The 20173-nt window shown below is 70.7% G+C and carries 16 protein-coding genes; 12 read left to right on the top strand and 4 right to left on the bottom strand.

The features are described from left to right. Positions 1–137: 137 nt before the first annotated feature. Entirely contained in the window at positions 138–614 is a 477-nt protein-coding gene (locus BMY97_RS23945; protein WP_091619956.1) for a MarR family winged helix-turn-helix transcriptional regulator, read from the top strand. 77 nt (positions 615–691) lie between these two features. On the opposite strand, the gene BMY97_RS23940 is transcribed toward BMY97_RS23945, so the two are convergent. Continuing rightward, a complete protein-coding gene (locus BMY97_RS23940) occupies positions 692–2434 on the bottom strand; it encodes a glycosyl hydrolase family 18 protein (RefSeq protein WP_091620560.1) in 1743 nt (580 codons plus the stop codon). A gap of 142 nt (positions 2435–2576) precedes the next feature. After that, positions 2577–3155 (bottom strand): TetR/AcrR family transcriptional regulator, encoded by a 579-nt coding sequence (locus BMY97_RS23935; protein ID WP_091619953.1) that lies wholly within the window; start codon positions 3153–3155, stop codon positions 2577–2579. A gap of 87 nt (positions 3156–3242) precedes the next feature. Between BMY97_RS23935 and BMY97_RS23930 the strand changes: the two genes are divergently transcribed. Together BMY97_RS23930 and BMY97_RS23925 are read left to right on the top strand one after the other, a co-directional pair. Continuing rightward, positions 3243–4124, top strand: a complete 882-nt coding sequence (locus tag BMY97_RS23930; protein ID WP_091619950.1) for an SDR family oxidoreductase — start codon at positions 3243–3245, stop codon at positions 4122–4124. Positions 4125–4204: 80 nt separating this feature from the next. Further along, positions 4205–5380: a Gfo/Idh/MocA family protein gene (locus BMY97_RS23925; RefSeq protein WP_091619947.1), complete on the top strand. Its 1176-nt coding sequence runs from the start codon at positions 4205–4207 to the stop codon at positions 5378–5380. Positions 5381–5440: 60 nt separating this feature from the next. On the opposite strand, the gene BMY97_RS23920 is transcribed toward BMY97_RS23925, so the two are convergent. Then, a complete protein-coding gene (locus BMY97_RS23920; protein WP_091619943.1) occupies positions 5441–6253 on the bottom strand; it encodes a dioxygenase family protein in 813 nt (270 codons plus the stop codon). 91 nt (positions 6254–6344) lie between these two features. On the opposite strand from BMY97_RS23920, the gene BMY97_RS23915 reads away from it, so the two are divergent. From BMY97_RS23915 to BMY97_RS23905, 3 genes are all read left to right on the top strand, one after another. Continuing rightward, on the top strand, positions 6345–6815 hold the full coding sequence (locus BMY97_RS23915) for a MarR family winged helix-turn-helix transcriptional regulator (RefSeq protein WP_091619940.1): 471 nt from the start codon (positions 6345–6347) through the stop codon (positions 6813–6815). A 129-nt stretch (positions 6816–6944) separates the two neighbouring features. Beyond that, positions 6945–7337 carry a hypothetical protein gene (locus BMY97_RS23910; protein ID WP_245787463.1) on the top strand — a complete coding sequence of 131 codons (393 nt, stop codon included), beginning with the start codon at positions 6945–6947 and terminating at the stop codon, positions 7335–7337. 25 nt (positions 7338–7362) lie between these two features. Beyond that, positions 7363–9321 (top strand): S9 family peptidase, encoded by a 1959-nt coding sequence (locus BMY97_RS23905; RefSeq protein ID WP_218156852.1) that lies wholly within the window; start codon positions 7363–7365, stop codon positions 9319–9321. Positions 9322–9382: 61 nt separating this feature from the next. On the opposite strand, the gene BMY97_RS23900 is transcribed toward BMY97_RS23905, so the two are convergent. Next, on the bottom strand, positions 9383–11041 hold the full coding sequence (locus BMY97_RS23900; protein ID WP_245787462.1) for a gamma-glutamyltransferase: 1659 nt from the start codon (positions 11039–11041) through the stop codon (positions 9383–9385). Positions 11042–11181: 140 nt separating this feature from the next. Here BMY97_RS23900 and BMY97_RS23895 point away from each other — a divergent pair, with 140 nt between their 5' ends. From BMY97_RS23895 to BMY97_RS23870, 6 genes are all read left to right on the top strand, one after another. Beyond that, positions 11182–12054, top strand: a complete 873-nt coding sequence (locus BMY97_RS23895) for an alpha/beta fold hydrolase (RefSeq protein WP_218156851.1) — start codon at positions 11182–11184, stop codon at positions 12052–12054. A gap of 124 nt (positions 12055–12178) precedes the next feature. After that, positions 12179–13477, top strand: coding sequence for an NAD(P)/FAD-dependent oxidoreductase (locus BMY97_RS23890; protein ID WP_091619933.1), 1299 nt, complete (start codon positions 12179–12181; stop codon positions 13475–13477). A gap of 47 nt (positions 13478–13524) precedes the next feature. Then, positions 13525–14745: a PucR family transcriptional regulator gene (locus BMY97_RS23885; RefSeq protein WP_091619931.1), complete on the top strand. Its 1221-nt coding sequence runs from the start codon at positions 13525–13527 to the stop codon at positions 14743–14745. Positions 14746–14859: 114 nt separating this feature from the next. Then, positions 14860–16170 (top strand): MFS transporter, encoded by a 1311-nt coding sequence (locus BMY97_RS23880; RefSeq protein WP_091619928.1) that lies wholly within the window; start codon positions 14860–14862, stop codon positions 16168–16170. A 43-nt stretch (positions 16171–16213) separates the two neighbouring features. Next, positions 16214–18442, top strand: a complete 2229-nt coding sequence (locus BMY97_RS23875; protein WP_091620549.1) for a S9 family peptidase — start codon at positions 16214–16216, stop codon at positions 18440–18442. Continuing rightward, positions 18439–20112 (top strand): DUF885 domain-containing protein, encoded by a 1674-nt coding sequence (locus tag BMY97_RS23870; protein WP_091619925.1) that lies wholly within the window; start codon positions 18439–18441, stop codon positions 20110–20112. Before BMY97_RS23875 ends, BMY97_RS23870 begins: the two co-directional genes overlap by 4 nt. Positions 20113–20173 lie beyond the last annotated feature (61 nt).

Here is a 20173-nt window from a genome sequence, read left to right as displayed (position 1 = left end):
CGGTGCCTCTCCTGTCGATGGGTCCTGAATGGACAGTGCATTGGTTAAAGCCTTAACAGACCATAACCCGAAGTTGCTTCAAGGTGCAAGTAAATCGAGCTGATGATTTGGTTCAGCTTTTAAGCTATCTTGGACACATGGACGTGCCACCGGAGCCGCGCTGGCTCGACGCCGAGGAAGAGCAGGCCTGGATCGCCCTGGCCGGCACGCTGATCAGGCTGCCGGCCGCGCTCGACGCGCAACTGCGCCGCGACGCCGGGATCAGCCACTTCGAGTACCAGGTGCTGGCCAAGCTGTCCCAGGTCCCGGACGGCACCTTGCGCATGAGCGTGCTGGCGACGCTGACCGAGGGCTCGCTGCCGCGCCTGTCCCAGGTGGTCGCCCGGCTCGAGCAGCGCGGCTGGGTGCAGCGCACTCCCGATCCGGACGACGGCCGCGCCACCCTGGCGACGCTCACCGACGCGGGCCGGGCCAAGGGGGCCGAGGCCGCGCCCGGCCATGTCGAGGAGGTCCGCCGCCTGGTCTTCGACCCGCTGACCAGAACCCAGGCCCGGCAGCTGCGTGAGATCGGCGGCCGCATCATGCGCGCGATCGACCCGGACTCCCTCGACTGAGGCCACCGGTACACGAAGGGCCCGGCCGAGTCTTCTCGGCCGGGCCCGCGCCGGCTACGCGGCCGGCGTGATCGTGCTCAGGAGATCGAAAAGTCGTCCGCGTAAACGGTTCCCTGCGCGTACCAGCCGTGCACCGACACGGTCACCGTGCCCGAGGATCCGGTGGTGAACGGCAGGGACTGCTGCGTCCACCCGCTCGAAGACGTCCACGTGGTCGCGCTCGCGCCGCCGGTCACGCCGATGTACGCGAAGTTGCCCTGCACCCACGCCTTGAGGGTGTACGCGTGGTTCGGCGAAAGCGTAATGGTCTGCGATGCCTGACCGGTCTGGCTGCTCGTCGCGTTCACCTTCAGTGCGTGCGAACCGCCGTGGGCCGGGCTTGACACCACCGCGTCACCGGAATCGCCGGTCCACGGGGTGAGCGCGCCGGTCTCGAAGTCGCCGTTGGTGATGCCGGTGGAAGGCGCCGTGCCGTTCACGGTCACCGTGTACGTCGCGCTGTGGCTGCCCGAAGCGCCGGTGCCCGTGACAGTCAGCGGGTAGCTGCCGGAGACCGCGGACGAGGCGGCCGACACGGTGAGCGTCGCGTTGCCGCCCGCCGTGACGGACGCCGGGCTCACCGACGCGGTCACGCCGGCCGGAGCGCCGGAGACCGACAGGCTCACGCTCTGCGCCGAGCCGGCCGTGACCGCAGTGTGCACGCTGGAGGTGAGCGAAGCCCCGGCGTTGACCGAGCCCGACGCCGGGCTCAGCGAGACCGAGAAGTCGTTGGCCGGTGTGCTGCCACCGCTGCTGAACGGCGCGAAGGTGTGGCTGAACTGCCAGGTGCTCTGCGAGATCCCCGAGCAGGTGTCGGACGCGGCGCTGCCGGGGCAGCTGCCGTTGTCGCGTTGCAGCGCCCAGAACGAAAGGGTGTTGATGCCCTTCGACACCGCCCAGTTGTAGACGGTGGTGGCGTCCGCGGTGGTGAAGGTCTCCGCGGGGCCGTAGTCGTCGACGCCCACCATCTCGGTGATGCCGACCATCGCCCACAGCTGGGCTTGGGTCTTGCCCGGATACAGCCCGGCCAGCTCGCTGATCAGGCCGTTCGCCGAGGACTCGGTGTCGTTGGCCATCTCGTGGCTCGCGCCGTCGTAGTAGTCGAAGGTCATCATGTTCACGACGTCGACCCGGGCGCCGTTGCTGACCGCGTTGCGCAGCACCGCCATGCCGCTGTCGGCGAGCCCGCCGGTAGTGGTCGGCAGGGTGTAGGAGAACTGGACGGTCCGGCCGTTGGCCGCGGCCCAGTCCTCGACCTGTTTCATGGCCTTGTTGCGGCGGTCGATGCCCGCGGTGTTGGTGAGGGAGTTGTCCTCGACGTCGAAATCGAGCCGGCTGACGTCGTAAGTGGTGATCATGTTTTCGTAGGCGGCCGCGATCTGGTTGACGTCCGTGCAGCTGTCGGCGATCTCCGTGCCGCCGTTGTCCGCGGCATACCCGCCGAAGGACGGGATGACGTCGCCGCCGTTGGCGCGGATGGTCGCGAACGAGCTGCCGTAGGTGGACTGCGAGATCGGCGTGCTCGTGTCACCGTCCCAGTAGACGGTGCACGAGCCCTTCGCGGCGGCCTGGACAAACGCCATCGTCAGGTACTTCGCGCCCGACTGCTGGGCGAGGGCGGCGGGGTCGTCGCCGTTGTAAGCCTCGAAATAGGGGGCGAAAACATGGGCCGGGAGCGCGGTCGCGGCCTGGGCGGTACCGGCGCCGGCGACGACGAGCCCGGCGGCGGCGACGGCCGTCGCGGTGAGGGACAGGAAGGTCAAGGCGGGTCTGAGACGCATGATCACTCCAGCGGCAACGGTGGGGACCGGTCGGATTCACCCACAATTGGACTGGACCACAGGCTTGTCAAGCTCGTGAAGCCTGTTGGTCTAAACCACTGCGGGCATTCGGAAGCGCCGCCGGCTCGGGGCGCGAAACCCGTCAGCCCAGGGTCGCGCTCGCCGCCCGCAGCTCGTCCAGGGCGGCGAGGGTGTAACGGGCGAGTTTGTCCTCGGCGTCGCGTTCGCCCTCGGACCATTCGGCGAACCCGCGTTTGAACGCGAGCACGCCCAGTTCGCTCGCGAGGGCCGCGGTCGGATCGGGCACGCCGCGGGCGACCAGTGCGGCGGTCATGGCGGCGGCGAGGCTGACGGACTTGAGGGCGTCGCGCTCCTGAAGCTCGGCGCTGGCCGCGACGGCCGCCTTCAGCCGCGGGGCGATCTCGCGGTTCATCGGGCCCATCGCGGACGAGGCGCGCTCGAGACCGGCGGCGACGGCTTCGAGCGGGCTGGCGTCACCGGGCGCCTCGGTGATGCCCTCGCTCAGCAGTTGGCTCAACGTCTCCTGCCCGGCCACCAGCAGCTCGCGCTTGTCCGGGAAATGCCGGAAGAAGGTGCTTTTGGTGACGCCGGCGCGCTCGGCGATCTGCGCGACCGTGGTGGCGTCGTAGCCCTGCTCGGTGAACAGGTCGACGGCCGCCACGACAAGGCGTTCGCGCGCCCCTGGTTCCCACCGGCTCATGATTCCACTCTACGTGACGGGACTCTTGTCCCGTGACTCTGGTAGCGTGTGACGGGACAAGAGTCCCATCACTTGCGGGAGAGTTCCATGCGTGTTTTCGTCACTGGCGGCACCGGCGTGGTCGGGTCCACCGTCGTCGCCGAACTGCTCGGCAACGGTCACACTGCCGTTGTCCTCGCCCGTTCCGACGCCTCGGCGCAGGCCGTCGAGGCGGCCGGCGCGGAGCCGTTGCGGGGTGCGCTCGGTGAGCTGGACGTCCTGCGTACCGGCGCGGCCCAGGCCGAAGGCGTGATCCACCTGGCCTTCGGCAACGACTTCAGCAGCCCCGGCGCCGTGGCCAAGTCGGTCGCCGAGGAAACGGCCGCCATCACGGCGCTCGGCGAGGAACTCGTCGGCAGCGACCGCCCGTTCGTCGTCGTCTCGGGCACGCCCTGGGTGCCGGGCCGCGCTTCCACCGAGGCCGACCCGGCCTCGACCGACGGGCCGGTCGGCGGCCGTGGGCGCACGGTCACCGCGGCGCTCGGCCTGGCCTCGCGCGGGGTCCGGGCCTCGGCCGTCCGCCTGCCGCGCACGGTGCACAACGAGGGCACGGGCGGGTTCGCCGGGATGCTGACCACCATCGCCCGCCAGAGCGGGGTTTCCGGCTACCCGGGCGACGGCACGCAGCGCTGGCCGGCCGTGCACGCGCGTGACGCGGCCGTCCTCTTCCGGCACGCGCTGGAAAAGGCGGAGGCCGGCACCGCCTGGCAGGCCGTGGCCGACGAGGGGGACCGGGTGCTGGACATCGCGACGGTCATCGGCCGGCGGCTGGGCCTGCCGGTCAAGCCGGTGCCGGCGGAGACCTACGGCCCGCTCGGCGCGATCTTCTCGGCCGACCAGCCCGCGTCCAGCGCCCACACCCGGCAGGCGCTCGGCTGGGAGCCGAAGCACCCCAGCCTGCTGGAGGACCTGGAGAACATCCAGCCCTGACCTCACGGGGGAGTCGTGCCGCCGGCGCCCGGCGGCACGGCTGGGTGCCGGAACCCGGTGGATCAAGCAGAATCGAGCCCATGACTGAACTGCGGATCGGAGTCGTCGGCGTCGGGCAACGCGCGGGCGTGGCCGAGCTGGCGAACCGGCCGGGCACGGCGAGGGTGGTGTCGTGCGCGGACGCGGATCCGCGGGGCCGGGCCGATGCCCGGAACCGGTTCGGTGCCGAGGTCGCGATCCGTGATCGTTACGAGGCGATGCTCGAGGACCGGCTCGACGCGGTGTTCGTGCTGACTCCCGATTACGTGCACACCGAGCCCGTGCTGACGTTCCTGGAAGCCGGGATCGCCGTGTTCGCCGAGAAGCCGCTCGCGATCCGGATCGAGGACTGCGACGCGATACTGGCGGCCGCGGCGAAGACCGGGACGCGGCTGTTCGTCGGCCACAATCTGCGGCACCTGCCGGTGCTGCGCCGGATGCGCGCCCTGATCGACCAGGGTGCGATCGGCGCGGTCAAATCGGTGTGGTGCCGGCATTTCGTCGGGCACGGCGGCGATTACTACTTCAAGGACTGGCACGCCGAACGGGCCGGCACCACCGGTCTGCTGCTGCAGAAGGGCGCGCACGACCTCGACGTGATGCATTGGCTGGCCGGCGGTTTCTCCCGCCGGGTCACGGCGATGGGCGCGCTCACCGTCTACGGTTCGAACCCGCGCCGGCCCGGCGGCACGGCCGGGCAGCGGATGAAGGACTGGTTCGACGCGGGCGTCTGGCCGCCGTCCGAGCTGCGTGACCTCAATCCCGTGATCGACGTGGAAGACCTGAGCCTGATGCTGTCCGAAATGGACAACGGTGTGCTCGCCGGCTACCAGCAGTGCCACTACACCCCCGATTACTGGCGCAACTACACCGTGATCGGCGACGCGGGCCGAATGGAGAACTTCGGCGACGGAATCTCCGGCGACGACGCGGTGATCCGGGTCTGGAACCGCGGAAGATCGGGCTACCGGGCCGAAGGCGACCTGAACATCGCGGTCCCGCCCGAGCCGGGCGGCCTCCACGGCGGCGCGGACGCGGCGCTGGTCACGGAGTTCCTGAGGTTCGTGGCCGAGGGCGGTTCGATCGAGACGTCACCGGTCGCGGCCCGGGAAGCGGTCGCCGCCGGAGTCGCCGCCACGACGTCACTGCGCTCGGGCGGCGGCGCGATCGAGGTGCCGCCGCCCGACCCGGCGATCGTCCGCTACTTCGAGGGCTGAACACCCGCGGTGAGGCGGAATTCGTGGTTCTCCGTGCTGACGGCCATCCGCGGGCCCTGCTTACGCGACGGGCCGCAGCACGTAGTCGCAGTTCAGCGTCCTGAGGTCGCCGTCGTGGTTGATGCGGTGCACCGAGTCCGCCGGGACCGCGCCCTCGGTGACCCGGGCGATCCGCGGGTCACCCGCGAAGTGGACCTGGTGGGTGAGGGTGTGGAAGCCGTCGCCGCTGACGATCGCGTGGATGTGCAGCGGGCGCTCGTCGGCGCGGTCGAGCGTCGCCAGCAGGTCGGCGAGCCTGCTGCCGGGGGCGGCCACCCGCTCCAGGCCCGGCACGATCGTGCGGTACTCGTAGCGGCCCTGCTCGTCGGCGCGGATCTTGCCGCGGAGCAGGTGCTCGGGCAGGTTCCAGTCGGGAAGTTCCAGCGGTGCCACCATTTCCGGCGTCAGATCGGAGTAGCTGCCCTCTGCGGTGGCCTGCCAGACGTCCAGCAGCGCCCCCGCCACGGGCTCGCCGGAGGTCGACCGGACGGTCCCCGAGACGACCAGCGGCTCGCCGGGCTCGTCGGGCCGCATCGGCAGGACGGCCGGGTTCGGCAGCGGCGGGGCGCCGGGGACGTAGGCCGGGCCGGGCATCACCCAGGCGGTGGCGCCGTCCTTCTCGGGGTTCGCGTAGGCCTGCCCGAAGGTGGCGTTCTGCACCGGGAAGCTGAACAGCAGCAGGGCCGCGAGCGAGAACTCCTTGGCCCGCACGGATTCCTCGATCCATTCGACGGCCGCGTCGAACTCGGCGGGGGTCACCGCGTGTTTGGTGACCACGTCGGCGACGGCTTGCTGCAGATCGTTGAAGACCACGGTCAGGCGATCGTTGGGCATGGGAGCTCCTCGGTTATGACTTAACTGTTTAACTCAACCTACCCCGGTATGACTTAATGGTGCAAGTCATCGACCGTGGTACCGTCCGGTGATGACGAGCATCGAGGAGCCGCGGTGGCTCAGCGCCGAGGAACGGGGCGCCTGGCTGGCCCTGAGCAGCCTGGTGATGAAGCTGGACGTGGCCCTCGACACCCAGCTGCGCCGCGACGCCGGCATCGGCCACTTCGAGTACACGGTGCTCGCGTCCTTGTCCGAGGCGTCCGGGCACAAGCTGCGGATGAGTGAGCTGGCCGTGCTCGCGCACGGCTCCCTCCCGCGCCTGTCGCAGGCCGTCGCCCGCCTGGAGAAAAGGAACTGGGTGCGGCGCGCGCCCGATCCCGCCGACGGCCGCTACACCTTCGCGAACCTCACCGAAGAAGGCCTCGAGAAGGTCGTGGCCACGGCCCCCGGCCACGTCGAGGAGGTGCGGCGGCTGATCTTCGACCCGCTCTCCAAGACCCAGGTGCAGCAGCTCGCCGCCATCGGGCACCGGGTGATCCGCGCGATCGACGCCGAAGGCTGAACAGCACGGCCGGACGACAGTTGTCGCCCCGCCGCGGTCGCACAGTCGGCAATCGTCGGCTGTGCCGGGCCGCGCCGACGGCGAGAATTCCGGTGTCCCCAGGCAAATCCGGAGGTAACGGTGGAGTTCATGTCCGAGGAGCACGTCGCCGCGATGAACGGGTTGCTGGCCGGTTCCGAGGAGGTGGCCGCCGCGGCGAAGGAATTGCCGCGCGAGTACGTGCTCGCGTACGAGCTGACCGACGGCCCGGTGGACGGCGCGACCGTGTACTGGCAGCTGCGGCTCGGCCCCGGAGGCACGGAGTTCGCGCTCACCCCCGCCCCGCACGCGGATCTGCGGCTCCGCGGTGACTGGCGCGCCGCGTTGACGTCCATGGCCGAAAGCCGCGGCCGTGAAGAGAGCGACAGCGACGACAACGTGCTGACCCCCGAGGGCGACTTCGAATTCTTCATGGCGGCGGTGGGCGAACAGTTCGCCGTCGCCCGGAAGGTGGCGACCACCCCCGCCACCTTCCCCGTCTGACCGGCCCCGGCGGAAAGAGGACAGCGTGGAAGAAACGGCGGCATACCAGAAGGTCACGGCCCACCTGCGGGCGTTGCACGAGCCGGCGTTCGGCCGGCCGCACGCGTTGCGGGAGCCGCACGTGACCCGCGACGGCGAGCGCGTGGTGGTCACCGGCGCGGTGCTTGACGAATTGACCGGACTGCCCAGAACGGTGCTGTACACCGCGGTGGACGGCGAACTCCGTGCGGTGTCCGCCGGACGCGGATCGGCACGAGGGGCCCGGTTCTCCCCGGACGGCAGCCGGCTCGCGTTCCTCTCCGACCGCCGCGAGGCCGGTGTGTTCCAGCTGCACCTGCTCGCGGACGGCGGGCTCGGCGAGGCGCGGCCCGCGCCCGAGGTGCCCGGGACCGTCGAGTACGCGCACTGGTCGCCGGACGGCGCCGCGATCCTGCTGGGCGTCGCCGGGCTCGGCGCCGAGCTGTCGGGCGGCCAGGGCTCGGGCACGAACACCAGGCAGAAGCCGGAAAAGCCTTCGTGGTTCCCGGAAGTCGAGAACGGCACCGACGACGGGGCCTGGCGCAGCCTCTGGGTTTACACGCCGGCCACCGACGCGCTGGCCCGCCTTTCGCCGGCGGGCCTGAACTGCTGGGAGGCCGGCTGGTGCGGGCCGGAGCAGGTCGTCGCGATCTCGTCCGATGAGCCGGGGGAGGACGCCTGGTACACCGCGAGCCTGCGCCTGATCGGTTTCGACGGCGGGGTGCGCGAGCTGCTGGGCAGCCCGGTTCAGCTGGGCCTGCCGGCGGGCTCGCCGGACGGCGCCCAGGTGGCGGTGGTGGAAGCGGTGTGCAGTGACCGCTGGCTGGTGGCCGGCGACCTGCTGCTGATCGACCCGGCCACCGGCGCGGTGCAGCGGCTCGACACCGCCGGCACCGACGTCACCCAGGTCGAATGGCTCGACGCGGATCGGCTCGGCTACCTCGGGCAGCGGCGGCTGGACTCGGTCGCCGGGATCGTCGAGGCGGACGGCAAGGCCCGCGAGGTGTTCACCACCGAACGGTCCTGCAGCGGCGGCGGCTTCTGCGCGCACGGTGCGTTCACTTCGGACGGCCGGGTGCTCACCGTGCAGGATTCCTACGAACTGCCGCCGCAGCTGGTGCTCGACGGCGAAAGTCGCGAGGTGCTCGCGTCGGTGGCCAATCCGGGCACCGACTACCTGACTTCGGTCGCCGGCACGGCCGGGGCGGTCACCTGGACCGCGCCGGACGGGCTGGAGATCGACGGCATCCTGTGCCGCCCGGCCGGCGACGGGCCGTTCCCGCTGGTGGTCAACATCCACGGCGGGCCGATCTGGTCGTTCCAGAACTCCTGGTCGATGCGCTACGCCTGGGTGCCGCTGCTGGTCGCGCAGGGTTACGCCGTGCTGAGCCCCAATCCCCGCGGCAGCAGCGGCCGCGGCCAGGAGTTCGCCGGCCTCGTCGTCGGCGACATGGGCGGCGCCGACACCCACGACTACCTCTCCGGCATCGACGCGCTGGTCGAGCGCGGTGTCGTGGACGGCGCGCGGGTCGGGCTGATCGGCGGCAGTTACGGCGGGTTCATGTCGTCCTGGCTGGTCACGCAGGATTCCCGGTTCGCCGCCGCGGTCCCGATCTCGCCGGTCACCGACTGGTACAGCCAGAGCTTCACGAGCAACATTTCGGCCTGGGGCAACCGTTTCCTCGACGCCGATCCGGAAGCCACGGGCAGCCGGGCGCACACCCGCAGCCCGGTACTGCACGCGAGCAAGGCCCGCACCCCTTGCCTGAACGTGGCGGGCGCGCTCGACCGCTGCACGCCGCCGGGCCAGGCCCGGGAATTCCACCGGGCCCTGCTCGCCCACGGCGTGCCCTCGGCGCTGGTGATCTACCCGGAGGAAGGCCACGGCGTGCGCGCGTTTCCCGCACAGATCGACTTCCTCACGCGGGTGCTCCAGTGGTTCGACAGGTATCTTCTTGCCGGATAAGGGCTTGCCGGATAAGGGAGAGCGGCCGGCTGCGAAGGTTCCCCGCGGCCGGCCGTCCCGTTCAGAGCCCGTCGGCGACGCCTTCCCGGCGTGGCCCGGTGCAGGTGCTGAGGCTGCCGTCCTCGGCTCGCCAGGCCATCTGGTAGGTGCCCATGTGGTAGTCGTACTCGGGCAGCGGGTTGGTGAGCACGCCCAGCTTGGCCAGGTCCGCCGGCACCTCGGCGGCGACCCGGGATTCGACGGAGATCGTGTGGTCGTCCTCGTACGGCAGGCAGCGCGGGGCGTCGTCGGCCGAGTACGGGTCCATGCCGAAGTCGAGGATGTTCGACAGCACCTGCGGCACGGTGCAGTGCACGTTGCCCGGCGAGCCCAGCGAAAGCCACGGTTTGCCGTCCCGCAGGACCATCGTGTTGGACAGGATGGAGCGCATCCGCCCGCCGCCGGCCACCCAGCCCTCGATCGGCGAGGCGAGGCTGTTCATCCAGTGGCTGCCGACCATCGGCACGCCGCCGACGACCTCGCCGGGGATGCCGCCGCTCTGCAGGGTGTTCATCATCTGCACCCAGTTGCCCTGCTCGTCGACGATCGCCAGCTCGCAGCTGCCGGCCGGCTGCTTCGACGCGCCCGTCGCGGCCATCGCCGGGACGCCGCGGGTCAGCTTGACGTGCTCGGTGAGGTCGACGCGGGCGCGCGCGTTGCGCAGAATGTCCGCGAAGCCCTTGATCAACGCGGGCGAGGTGAGTGGGCCGGTCGTGTCGCCGAAGAGGTCGGGATCGTTGAGCAGCCCGGTCTCGTGGGCGGCGCGGCGCAGGGCGTGCGCGAGGTAGTACAGCGCCTCCGCGTTCTCCGACCAGTGCCCGATCGAGGTGATGCCGAGCTCGTCGAGGATGCCCAGCACGATCTGGCAGTAGATGCCCTGGCGTTCCGGCGCGGCCTGCTGCACGATCGTCGCGCCCTTGTGCTCCCAGCGATGTCCGGAGGTCCACCGCGGCGGGATCGCGGTCAGGTGCTCCGGCTTCACCGGCCAGCCGAGTTCGTTGCCGCGGGCGACGAAGTCCTGGGCCCACTTCCCGGTGAGGAAGTAGTCGGGCCCGTCGGCGGCGAGGTTCCGCATGGTTTCGGCCAGTTCCGGCTGCGCCCAGCGGTCGCCGGCCTGCGGCAGGTGCCCGCCCGGGGTGAAGTGCTTGCGGCCGGATTCGGTGTAGAGGAAGAAGTCCACGGTCTGCGCCAGCACGAGGTGCTCGAACGAGGTGACCTCGTGCCCCTCCTCGGCCCAGTGCACGGCCGGTTCGCACAGCCGCGCCCACGGCAGCGTGGCGTACCGCTCGTAGAGGGCTTTCATCCCGGGCATGAACCCGGGCGTGACCGCGCGCGGGCTGCCGGGCACGGCCGCGTACAGCCCCTTGCCGGCCGGGACCGGCGCGAACGGCGCGAGCCCGGGCACGATCCGGCCCATGCTGTTCAGCTCGGCGACTTCCCCGGTCTTCGCGTCGTGCACGAGCGCGGTGACGGTGCCGGTGTGGTTGGTCATGTCCTGCTGGACGACCGCCTGGACGAGACAGCCGGCGATGGCCGCGTCGACCGCGTTACCGCCCGCGCGCATCGTGTCCAGCATGGTGTCGGTGACGATCCGGTGCTGGCTGGAGGCCACGGCCCGCTTGCCGGTCACGGTTTCCTTCGGCCCGACCCGGCCCGGGCGGGATGCAGTGGTGCCGGTCATGTTCCTCCTCGGTGCGGCGAATGACGGACGGCCTCCAGTCTTCGCCCGGCCGGGGCCGCGGTCTGTGGGTGACTGTCGCGAATTGACTGCGGCCGTATCGACGATCGTCAAGACTGAGGCTCCCGACGAGAGGAGTGACCGTGTTCGAGGGGGACCGTTATCCGGTGCCGGACGGGCAGCTGGTGCTGCACCGCGCCGGCGCGGGCGGCCCGGCGGTGGTGTTCCTGGCCGGCGGCGGCATGTACGGCCTGCACTACTGGAGCTTGCACGAGCGGGTCGCCGAATTCACCACGAGTGTGCGGTACGACCGGCTCGGCACCGGCTGGAGCGACCCGGTGCCGCTGCCGCGCACCGGCACCCAGGTCACCGACGACCTGCGGGAACTGCTGCGGGCCGCCGACGTGAACGGCCCCTTCGTCCTGGTCGGGCACTCGCTGGGCGGGCTGTACGCGCGCCATTACGCCAAACGGTTTCCCGAGGCGGTGGCCGGTCTGGTGCTGCTCGACCCCACCCACGAGAACCTGCCCGCCTACCTGCCCGAGGAAGAGGCCCGGCGGCTCGAGGAGCAGAACCCCGCCGACCTGTTCCCGGCCGACCGGGTCGACGCGATGCGGGAGCTGTACCGGAAGGCCTTCGGGCGCGCGTTCGCCGGCTGGCCGGCCGGGCTCCGCGACGCGCTGCTGGACCGGAACCTGAGCCCGGACGGCTTCCGCCGCGGGCTGCTGGAAGCGTCGAATCTCTGGGCGCTGTTCGCCGAGGTCCGCGAAGCCGGGCCGGATCCCGACGTGCCGCTGATCGTCCTGACCGCGATGGGTGTCGACGCGTTCGCCGAGGAGCTGACGCCGCCGGGGATGGCCGAGCGGAACGAGCGCAAGAACCGCCTGTACGACGATTTCGTCGCCGCCTTGCCACAGGGCGAAAACCGCCGGATCACCGATGCCGGGCACTCCGGCCTGGCCTGGGTCCGGCCGGACGCCGTGCTGCAGGCGATCCACGACGTCCTCGAACGCTGAACCGGCTACAGATGTCGCGTCCGGCCGGTCGCGGATTTGACGGTTGCAGGCTGTTCCCCCGGCGTCGCCGAACGACACTGGAGCGGTCCGTGAGCACACGGGGATCGCAGGGAGGACGGTGGCCATGAGCGCGGATGCCGTGGTGGTGGGCGCGGGGGTGATCGGTTCGGCGATCGCGCTGGAACTGGCCAGGGCCGGCCGGCGGGTGGTCGTGCTGGACCGCGCGGGCGGGGCGGGGCTGGGTTCGACGAGCGCGTCCAGTGCCGTGGTGCGGTACAACTTCTCCACGCTCGCCGGGGTGACGGCCGCGTGGGAGGCGCACTTCTGCTGGGCTTCGTGGCGCGAGCACCTCGGCCACGACGTCGGCGACCTGGCCCGGTTCGAACGCAGCGGCCTGGTCATGCTCGACGTCGACGCGGCCCCGCGGACCGGCTGGCTGCCGCTGTTCGACCAGGTCGGCGTGCCGTACGAGGAATGGGACAGCGCGACGCTCGTCGAGCGGGTGCCGGGCCTGGACCCGGGCCGCTACTGGCCGCCTCGCCGGATCGACGACGACCGGTTCTGGGCGGATGCGCCCGGCACACTCGGCGGGGTCTACACCCCCGATGCCGGTTACGTCACCGATCCGCAGCTGGCGGCGCAGAACCTGGCCGCCGCCGCGGATGCGGAGGGCGCGGAGTTCCGGTTCCGCAGCACGGTGACGGCGATTGAGTCCACCGGCGGCCGAGTCGGCACGGTCGTGCTCGCCGACGGTTCGAGGATCTCCGCGCCGGTGGTGGTGAACGCCGCGGGCCCGTGGTCGGGCAAGCTGAACGCGCTGGCCGGGGTCGGCTCGGACTTCACCGTCGGGGTACGGCCGCTGCGGCAGGAGGTCGCGCACGTGCTCGCGCCGGAGGGTTACCACCCGGCCGGCGGAGTCGGGCCCTCGGTCGCCGACGTCGACCTGGGCACGTACTTCCGCGGCGAGGTCGGCGGCGGGCTGCTGATCGGCGGCACCGAGCCGGAGTGCGACCCGCTGCAGTGGCTCGACGACCCCGACGACGCGAACCCCAACCCCACCATGGCGGTGTTCGAAGCGCAGGTGACGCGGGCGGCGCGGCGGCTGCCCGGGCTGCGGGTGCCGAACCGCGCCCGGGGCGTGGTGGGCGTTTACGACGCCGCCGACGACTGGACCCCGATCTACGACCGCACCGCGCTGGCGGGCTTCTACGTCGCGATGGGCACCAGCGGCAACCAGTTCAAGAACGCCCCCGTGGTCGGGCGGCTGATGGCGGCCCTGATCGACCAGGTCGAGGCGGGCGCCGACCACGACGCCGAGCCCGTTCAGTACAAGGGTGTCCACACCGGCTTGGCCGTCGACCTCGGCGCCTTCTCCCGCAAGCGCGAGCGCAACGCCGGCAGCTCCGGCACGGTGATGGGCTGAGCGGTCTACCGTGGACCGCAGGCGGTGGCCGAGCGGGAAGGGGTGCCATGTCCGACGGCGATCTCCAGTCCATAGTGGATGAACTCGCGGAGCGCCTGCGGCGTTCGGTCGCGATCGACGACCCGTCGATCCGGCTGCTCGCGGCCAGCCGGCACTTCGGCGACGAGGACGCGCTGCGGGTCAGCTCGGTGATCAACCGGGCGGTCGAGTCCGCGGTCACCGACCGGATCTTCGCGCTGGGCATCGCCCGGTGGACCGCGCCCGGCGTCGTCGACGTCGAGGGGGCGCGGCCGCGGCTGTGCGCGCCGATCCGCTGCAACGGCATGCTGCTGGGCTACCTGTGGCTGATCGACAAGGACGGCGCGTTCACCGAGGCCGAGATGGCCGCCGCCGGGGAAGCGGCCGCCGCGGCGGGCACCATGCTGTACCGGCGGCTGTTGCTCCACGAGCGGTCGAAGGCCCGGCAGGAAGGCATCCTGCGCGAACTGGTCTCGCCCGACACCGCCGTGCGCACGCAGGCGATCGAGGATCTGCTGGCCGAGCAGCTCTTCGGCGACGACTGCACCCAGTTCACCGTGCTCGCCGCGCACTGCCGGACCACCCACCCGACCTCGGCCCCGCACCAGGTCGCCTTCGAGGCCGCGATCGAGGACGGCGTCCGCGCGGTCGCCGACGATGTCGCGCTGATGGTGGCGAACCGGTCGCGCGCCTGGCTCCTGCTGGTCCAGCACCAGCCGCCGTCGAGGGCGCTCGTCGAGTGCGTGGCCGAGCGGATCACCGCCCGGTTCCGCGGCCTCACCGACGACAGCGCGCGGCTCGTGTTCGGGCTCGGCGGCACGGTCACCCGGCTGGACGCCGTCGTCACCTCCTACCAGCAGGCCGGGCTGGCCGCCCGCGCCGCGCTGCTGCTGCCCAGCATCGGGGAGCTCGCCCGCTGGGGTGAGCTGGGCCCGTACGAACTGCTGTTGAAGCTCCCGCTGGACGACCTGCTCGACACCTCCCCGGTGCCCGCGCTGGTGGCGCTGGAGCAGGAGGACAACCACCACGTCCTGCTCGACACCCTCACCGACTTCTTCGACCACGGCGGCAACATCCAGCGCACCGCGGACTCCCTGCGCATCCACCGCGCCACGCTGTACCAGCGGCTCAAACGCGTCGAGCAGATCACCGGCTGCAGCTTCGACAACGGCGACGACCGGCTGATGCTGCACCTCGGCCTCAAACTCCGCACCATCACCACCGCGTACCGCGACCAGTTCGGCGCCTGACCCGTACCGGGTGACACATGTCGCGGCCGCGGCCGGGCAAGCGCGACATCCAACGGTGGATCCCCGCGGGCCGGGTGCCCAGAATCGAACGATCCACGATGTCGCGGAGGTGTCATGAACCAGCCCGCACCACTACCGACGGCCACGGTCACGGCGGCGAGAACGTCGCGCCGGACCGTAGTGCTCGCTTCCTCGGTCGGAAACTTCGTCGAATGGTTCGACTTCACCCTGTACGGCTACACCGCCACGGCGATCGCCGCGGCGTTTTTCCCCACCGGCAACAAGATCAGCGGGCTGGTCGGCGCGTTCGCGGTGTACGGCGTCGCGTTCGTGGCCCGGCCGCTGGGCGCCTTCGTGTTCGGGCGGATCGGGGACCGGCGGGGGCGGCGCACCTCGCTGGGCGTCTCGATCGTCCTGATGGGGGCGGCGACCGCCGCGATCGGACTGCTGCCCGGCTGGTCGCAGCTCGGCGTGGCCGCGCCGATCCTGCTGCTGATCTGCCGTCTGCTGCAAGGGTTTTCGGCCGGTGGCGAGTACACCGGCGCGATGGCGTTCAGCATCGAGCACGCGCCGGACGACCGGCGGGCCTGGTACCTGGCGCTGGTCGGCTCGTCGACTTGGCTGGGCGCGATCGGCGCGACCGGCGTTGTGCTGCTGTTCCAATCGATCACCGGCGACGGCTTCGTCAACGGCGGCTGGCGGGGCCCGTTCCTGATCGGCGGCGTGATCGCGGTGATCGGCCTGGTCCTGCGGTTGCGGGTGGACGAAACCCCGGTGTTCAAGGCGATGCAGGCCGACCGGCCGGACGGCCCGCCGGCCCGGCCGTTCCGCGACCTGGTGCGGGGCCACTGGCGGACGTTGCTGATCCTGTTCGCCTACTTCGCGGTGCTCGGCCTGTTCACGCACAGCTTCCTCGGCTACATGCCGACGTACCTCGCGGAGGCCGCCGGCTTCTCCGCGTCCACGGTGCTGTGGCTGGTGACGGCAGCGAACATCCTGACCATCCCGGTCGGACTGGCGCTGGCGGTGCTGGCCGACCGGCACGGGCGCCGGATCCAGCTGCGCCTCGGCGCGGTCGCGGCCATCGTGCTCGTGGTCCCGGCCTACCTGCTCATCGGGACCGGCAACATCGCCGCGGTGGTGCTCGCCCTGCTGGTGCTCCTGCTGGCGGTCAGCCTGCTGAGCGCGGGCGCGATTTCGGTGCTGGAGCTGTATCCGACCAACGTCCGGTTCAGCGGAATGGCCCTGCCGTACAACTTCGCGTACGCGATCTTCGGCGGCACCGCCCCGTTGGTCAGCCAGGCGCTGGTCGACGGGACCGGAAGCCTGCTGTCCCCGGCGGTCTACGCCGGTGTGGTGGCCGTGCTCGCGTTGCCGCTGCTGCTGCGGATTCCCGAGACAAGAGGCGCGAACCTGCTTCGCTGAAGCCCGTATCCACTATGGACTCACTATGGAGGAGAACAGTTCGATGACTACTGGCCACGCCGGATTCGACCGGTTCATCAACGGCCTCGGCGCCTTCGTCACCGGCGGCGCGATCATTCCCGCCTGGTCCCCGGACGGCAAGTCATTGGCTTTCCTGGACGGCACACCGGAAGAGCGCGGCGGCCGGCTGATCGACCTGGAGTCCGGGGAGAGCCGCCCGCTGGTCGCCGACGTCGCGGCCCTGCGGGAAGCGGTCCGGACGGCCACCGGCCGGACCCCGGCGGGGCGGGGGCTGCCGTTCGACCACGTCGGCTTCACCGGTCCGCGGTCGCTGGCCGCGGTGGTCGGCTCGGCCCAGGTGACCGTCGACCTCGACAGCGGCGCGGTCGGCAAGGTGCCCGAAGAACGTGCGCTGGACGTCCACCTCGGAATCGCCGGCAGCGTTCGCCGGACACCGCGGGAGTTCTTGCGCAGCACGCCTTTGATCGATCCGCAGAAGGCGCGCGAACTCGCCTCGCCGGACGGCGACGCGTTCGTCTCCATCGCCGGGGGCAACGTCGTACTGCGCTCGGTGGCCGACGGCCGGACGGTGCCGCTGACCGACGACGGCTGTCCCGAGCAGGACTACCGCTTCGACCTGGTCGACCCGCAGCTGGCCGTGTTGGGGATGGCGTTCGACGTGTGCAACTGGTCCCCGGACGGCTCGCGGCTGGCCGTGTACCGGGCGGACAACCGCGGGGTGTACGAGATCCCCCAGGTCCACCACCTCAAGCGGGAGGACGAGGTGGTCCATCGGTACTTCGCCCAAGCCGGCCGACCGCTCGAACGCACCACACTGCACGTGCTCGACGTCCACGGCCGGGCGCCGGTGCGGCTCGACCTCGGCGACCCTGCCGACACCTACCCGGTGCACGCGGCGTGGCTGCCTGACGGCGCGTCTCTGGTGGTCTTCGTGCTGAGCCGCGACTGCCGCCGGGCCGAGGTGCTGCTGGCCGACGCGACGACGGGGCAGACCCGGACGTTGTTCGGCGAGGAGAGCGAAACCTTCCTGCGGATTCACCACGATGTGTACTACGGCAAGAAGATCGGCCTCTTCCTCACCCCCGACGGCACCCGGCTGATCTGGCTGTCCGAGCGCTCCGGCTGGAAGCACCTGTACCTCTACGACCTCGAAGGCAATCTCCTCCGGCAGCTGACCGAAGGGGAGTGGCCGGTCGACTACGTGCAGCGCGTCGACGACGATTATGCCTATTTCACCGCGCATTCCGACCAGGACCGGCCCTATGACCTGCACCTGGCGCGGGTGCCGCTCGCCGGTGGCGCGGTCGAGTTCCTGTCGGAACAACCCGGCGTGCACGGAGTGATGTTCGCGGCGAACGGCGAATCGTTGATCGACACGTGGTCGACGCCCGCCGAAGCGCCGCGCAGCGTATTACGGCGGGCGGGCGGCACGGTGATCTGCGAGCTTTCGGCCGCGGACACCTCGGAACTGGAATGGACGCCGCCACGACAGTTCACGGCCACTGCCGTCGACGGTGAAACCGAGCTGTGGGGCGTACTGTTCTTCCCGGCGGATTTCGACGAGACGAAGCAGTACCCGTTGATCGAGTACGTTTACGGCGGCCCGCAGATCGCGGTGGCACCCCATGCTTTCGGCGGCCATTTCGGCAACCCGGCCCACGCGCTGGCGCAGCTCGGCTACGTCACTTTTGTGGTCGACGGCCGGGGTACGCCGGAACGATCGAAGGCCTTCCACGACGTCGTATACCACGATTGGGCCCGTGGTCTGGTGCCGGACCACGCCGCTGTCGTGCAACAGCTGAAGGAACGCCACCCGTTTCTTTCGGCGGCGAAGGTCGGGGTCGTCGGGCACAGCTGGGGTGGGTACTCCGCGTTCCGGCTGGCCGCCGAACGCCCCGACGTGTACACCGCCGCGGTGTCCTCCGCGCCGGGATTCGACCCCTATTCATCGGTGCTCTACGAATGTTATCTCGGCTTCCCGCAGACCGACCGTGCTGCGTATCGGAAGGCCGAGGTCTATCCCCTCGCGGCACAACTGAAGGCGGAATTCATGCTCGTCTGCGGGAGCATCGACCACGCCACCTGGACCGACGCGATGAAGATGTCCGAGGCGTTGATCCGGGCCGGGAAGGACCACGAGTTCGTGGTGCTGCCGGAGCAGATGCATGGTTACGACGAGGTCCACGACGCCTATTTCTGGCGCAAAGTCGCGGGTTTCTTCCGCGCGCACCTTCAGGAGGGAATCCGATGACCGCATTGGTGCTCGCCGCGGACGAAGCCTGGGCCCATGTGGTGGCGACCCAGCCGTACTACACGTTTCGCAGCGGGCTTCCGGTCGAGCGGCTGCCGCACGGGTCGATCGAGGAGGCGCAACGGGACGCGGCCGTGGGACGGTCGATCCGGGCGCGGCTGGACGCCGTCGACCCGGCCGGGTTGACCGCGGACGACCGGAACACCTTCGCGCTGCTGGAGCATCTCAGCGGGGATTGGAGCATGGCCGAGGAGAGCTGGTGGTGGCGGTTCCCGGTGGCGCCCTACCAGTCGTACGAGCTGGCGCTGTACGGAAATCAGGTGCTGCAGTCCTTCTCCCCGGCCGGCCCGGCCGACGTCGACCGCTATCTCTCGCTGGCTTCCGACATCGCCGCCTGGGCCCGCGTCGCGCGGGAAAAGCTTGCCGCGCAAGGCAAGCGCGGCTGGGGTATTCCGCACGCGGCTCTCGACGGCTTCATCGCCACCGTACGCGGGCATCGGGACAGCGCCGGGTCCTGGCTCCGGCCGGATCCGCGCCGGCTCGGCCCGGCCGATCGGGGAAAGCTGGCCGACGGGGCCGAAAAGATCCTCGCCGGCGAGATCCTCCCCGAGTTCGACGCGCTCCTCGGCTACTTGAGCGGGCCCTTGGAGACGACCGGCCGAACCGGCCTGGCCCAGTACCCCGGTGGGGAGGAGGCCTACCGGCACCTGGTCGCCAGCAACGCGACGTTCGCCATCACGCCTGAGGAAGTACACCAGCTCGGGCTCGAACAGGTGGCACAGCTCGGCGAGCAGATGGCCGAGGTACGCGCGGAAGCGGGATTCGACGGTGACGAGCTTGCGTACCGGCGTGTCCTCGAAGCGGACGCCCGCTTCCACGCCGCGGCACCCGGCGACGTCGAAGCCACCTACCGGCGGCATCTCCGGGTGGTGGAACCGGTTGTCGACCAGTGGTTCCGCGTGCTGCCGAAGGCGCCGTACGAGGTCGAACGGCTCGATCCGGCCCTCGAAGCCGGGATGTCCTTCGGCTACTACGAACCGCCGAACCAGCAGACGCCGGTCGGCCGGTACCGGTACAACGGGTCCGGTTTGGACACCCGTTCGCAGATCAACGCCGCGGCCCTGATCCTGCACGAACTCGTGCCAGGACACCATTTCCACCTCGCCCGCCAGGCCGAGGACACCAGCCTGCACCCGCTCCGCGGTCAGGTCGCGCCGATGGCCCTCGGGGCTTACACCGAAGGCTGGGGCGAATACGCGGCGTCGCTCGGCTTCGAGATGGGGGTGTACGCCGACCCTTGGGACCGTTACGGGGCGTATCAGCACCAGCGGATGGTCGCCCAGCGGCTGGTGGTGGACACCGGGCTGAACCTGTACGGCTGGTCGTTGGAGCGGGCCGCCGAGTACATGACCGGCGCGACCATGGAGTCCCCGCGGCAGGTCCGCACCGAGATCCTGCGTTATTCGACCGATCTGCCCGGCCAGGCCCTCGGCTACCGGCTCGGCTGGCGCAAGCTGTGGTTGCTGCGCGAGCGGGCCGAGCGCGCGCTGGGTGCCGCCTTCGACGTCCGAGACTTCCACGAACTCGTGCTCGGCGCCGGCGCGCTGCCGTTGACCGCGGTCGAGGCCAACGTGGATCGCTGGATCAGCGGAGCGACGCGGCTCACATAGTATGACTTACAGAAACTATGAAAGTCATATAACATTGATCCCGTGAGAGGCCGCCCGGCTT

The sequence above is a fragment of the Amycolatopsis saalfeldensis genome, assembly GCF_900110575.1.
GTDB lineage: Bacteria > Actinomycetota > Actinomycetes > Mycobacteriales > Pseudonocardiaceae > Amycolatopsis > Amycolatopsis saalfeldensis.
This window is presented reverse-complemented; position numbering and strand designations above follow the sequence as displayed.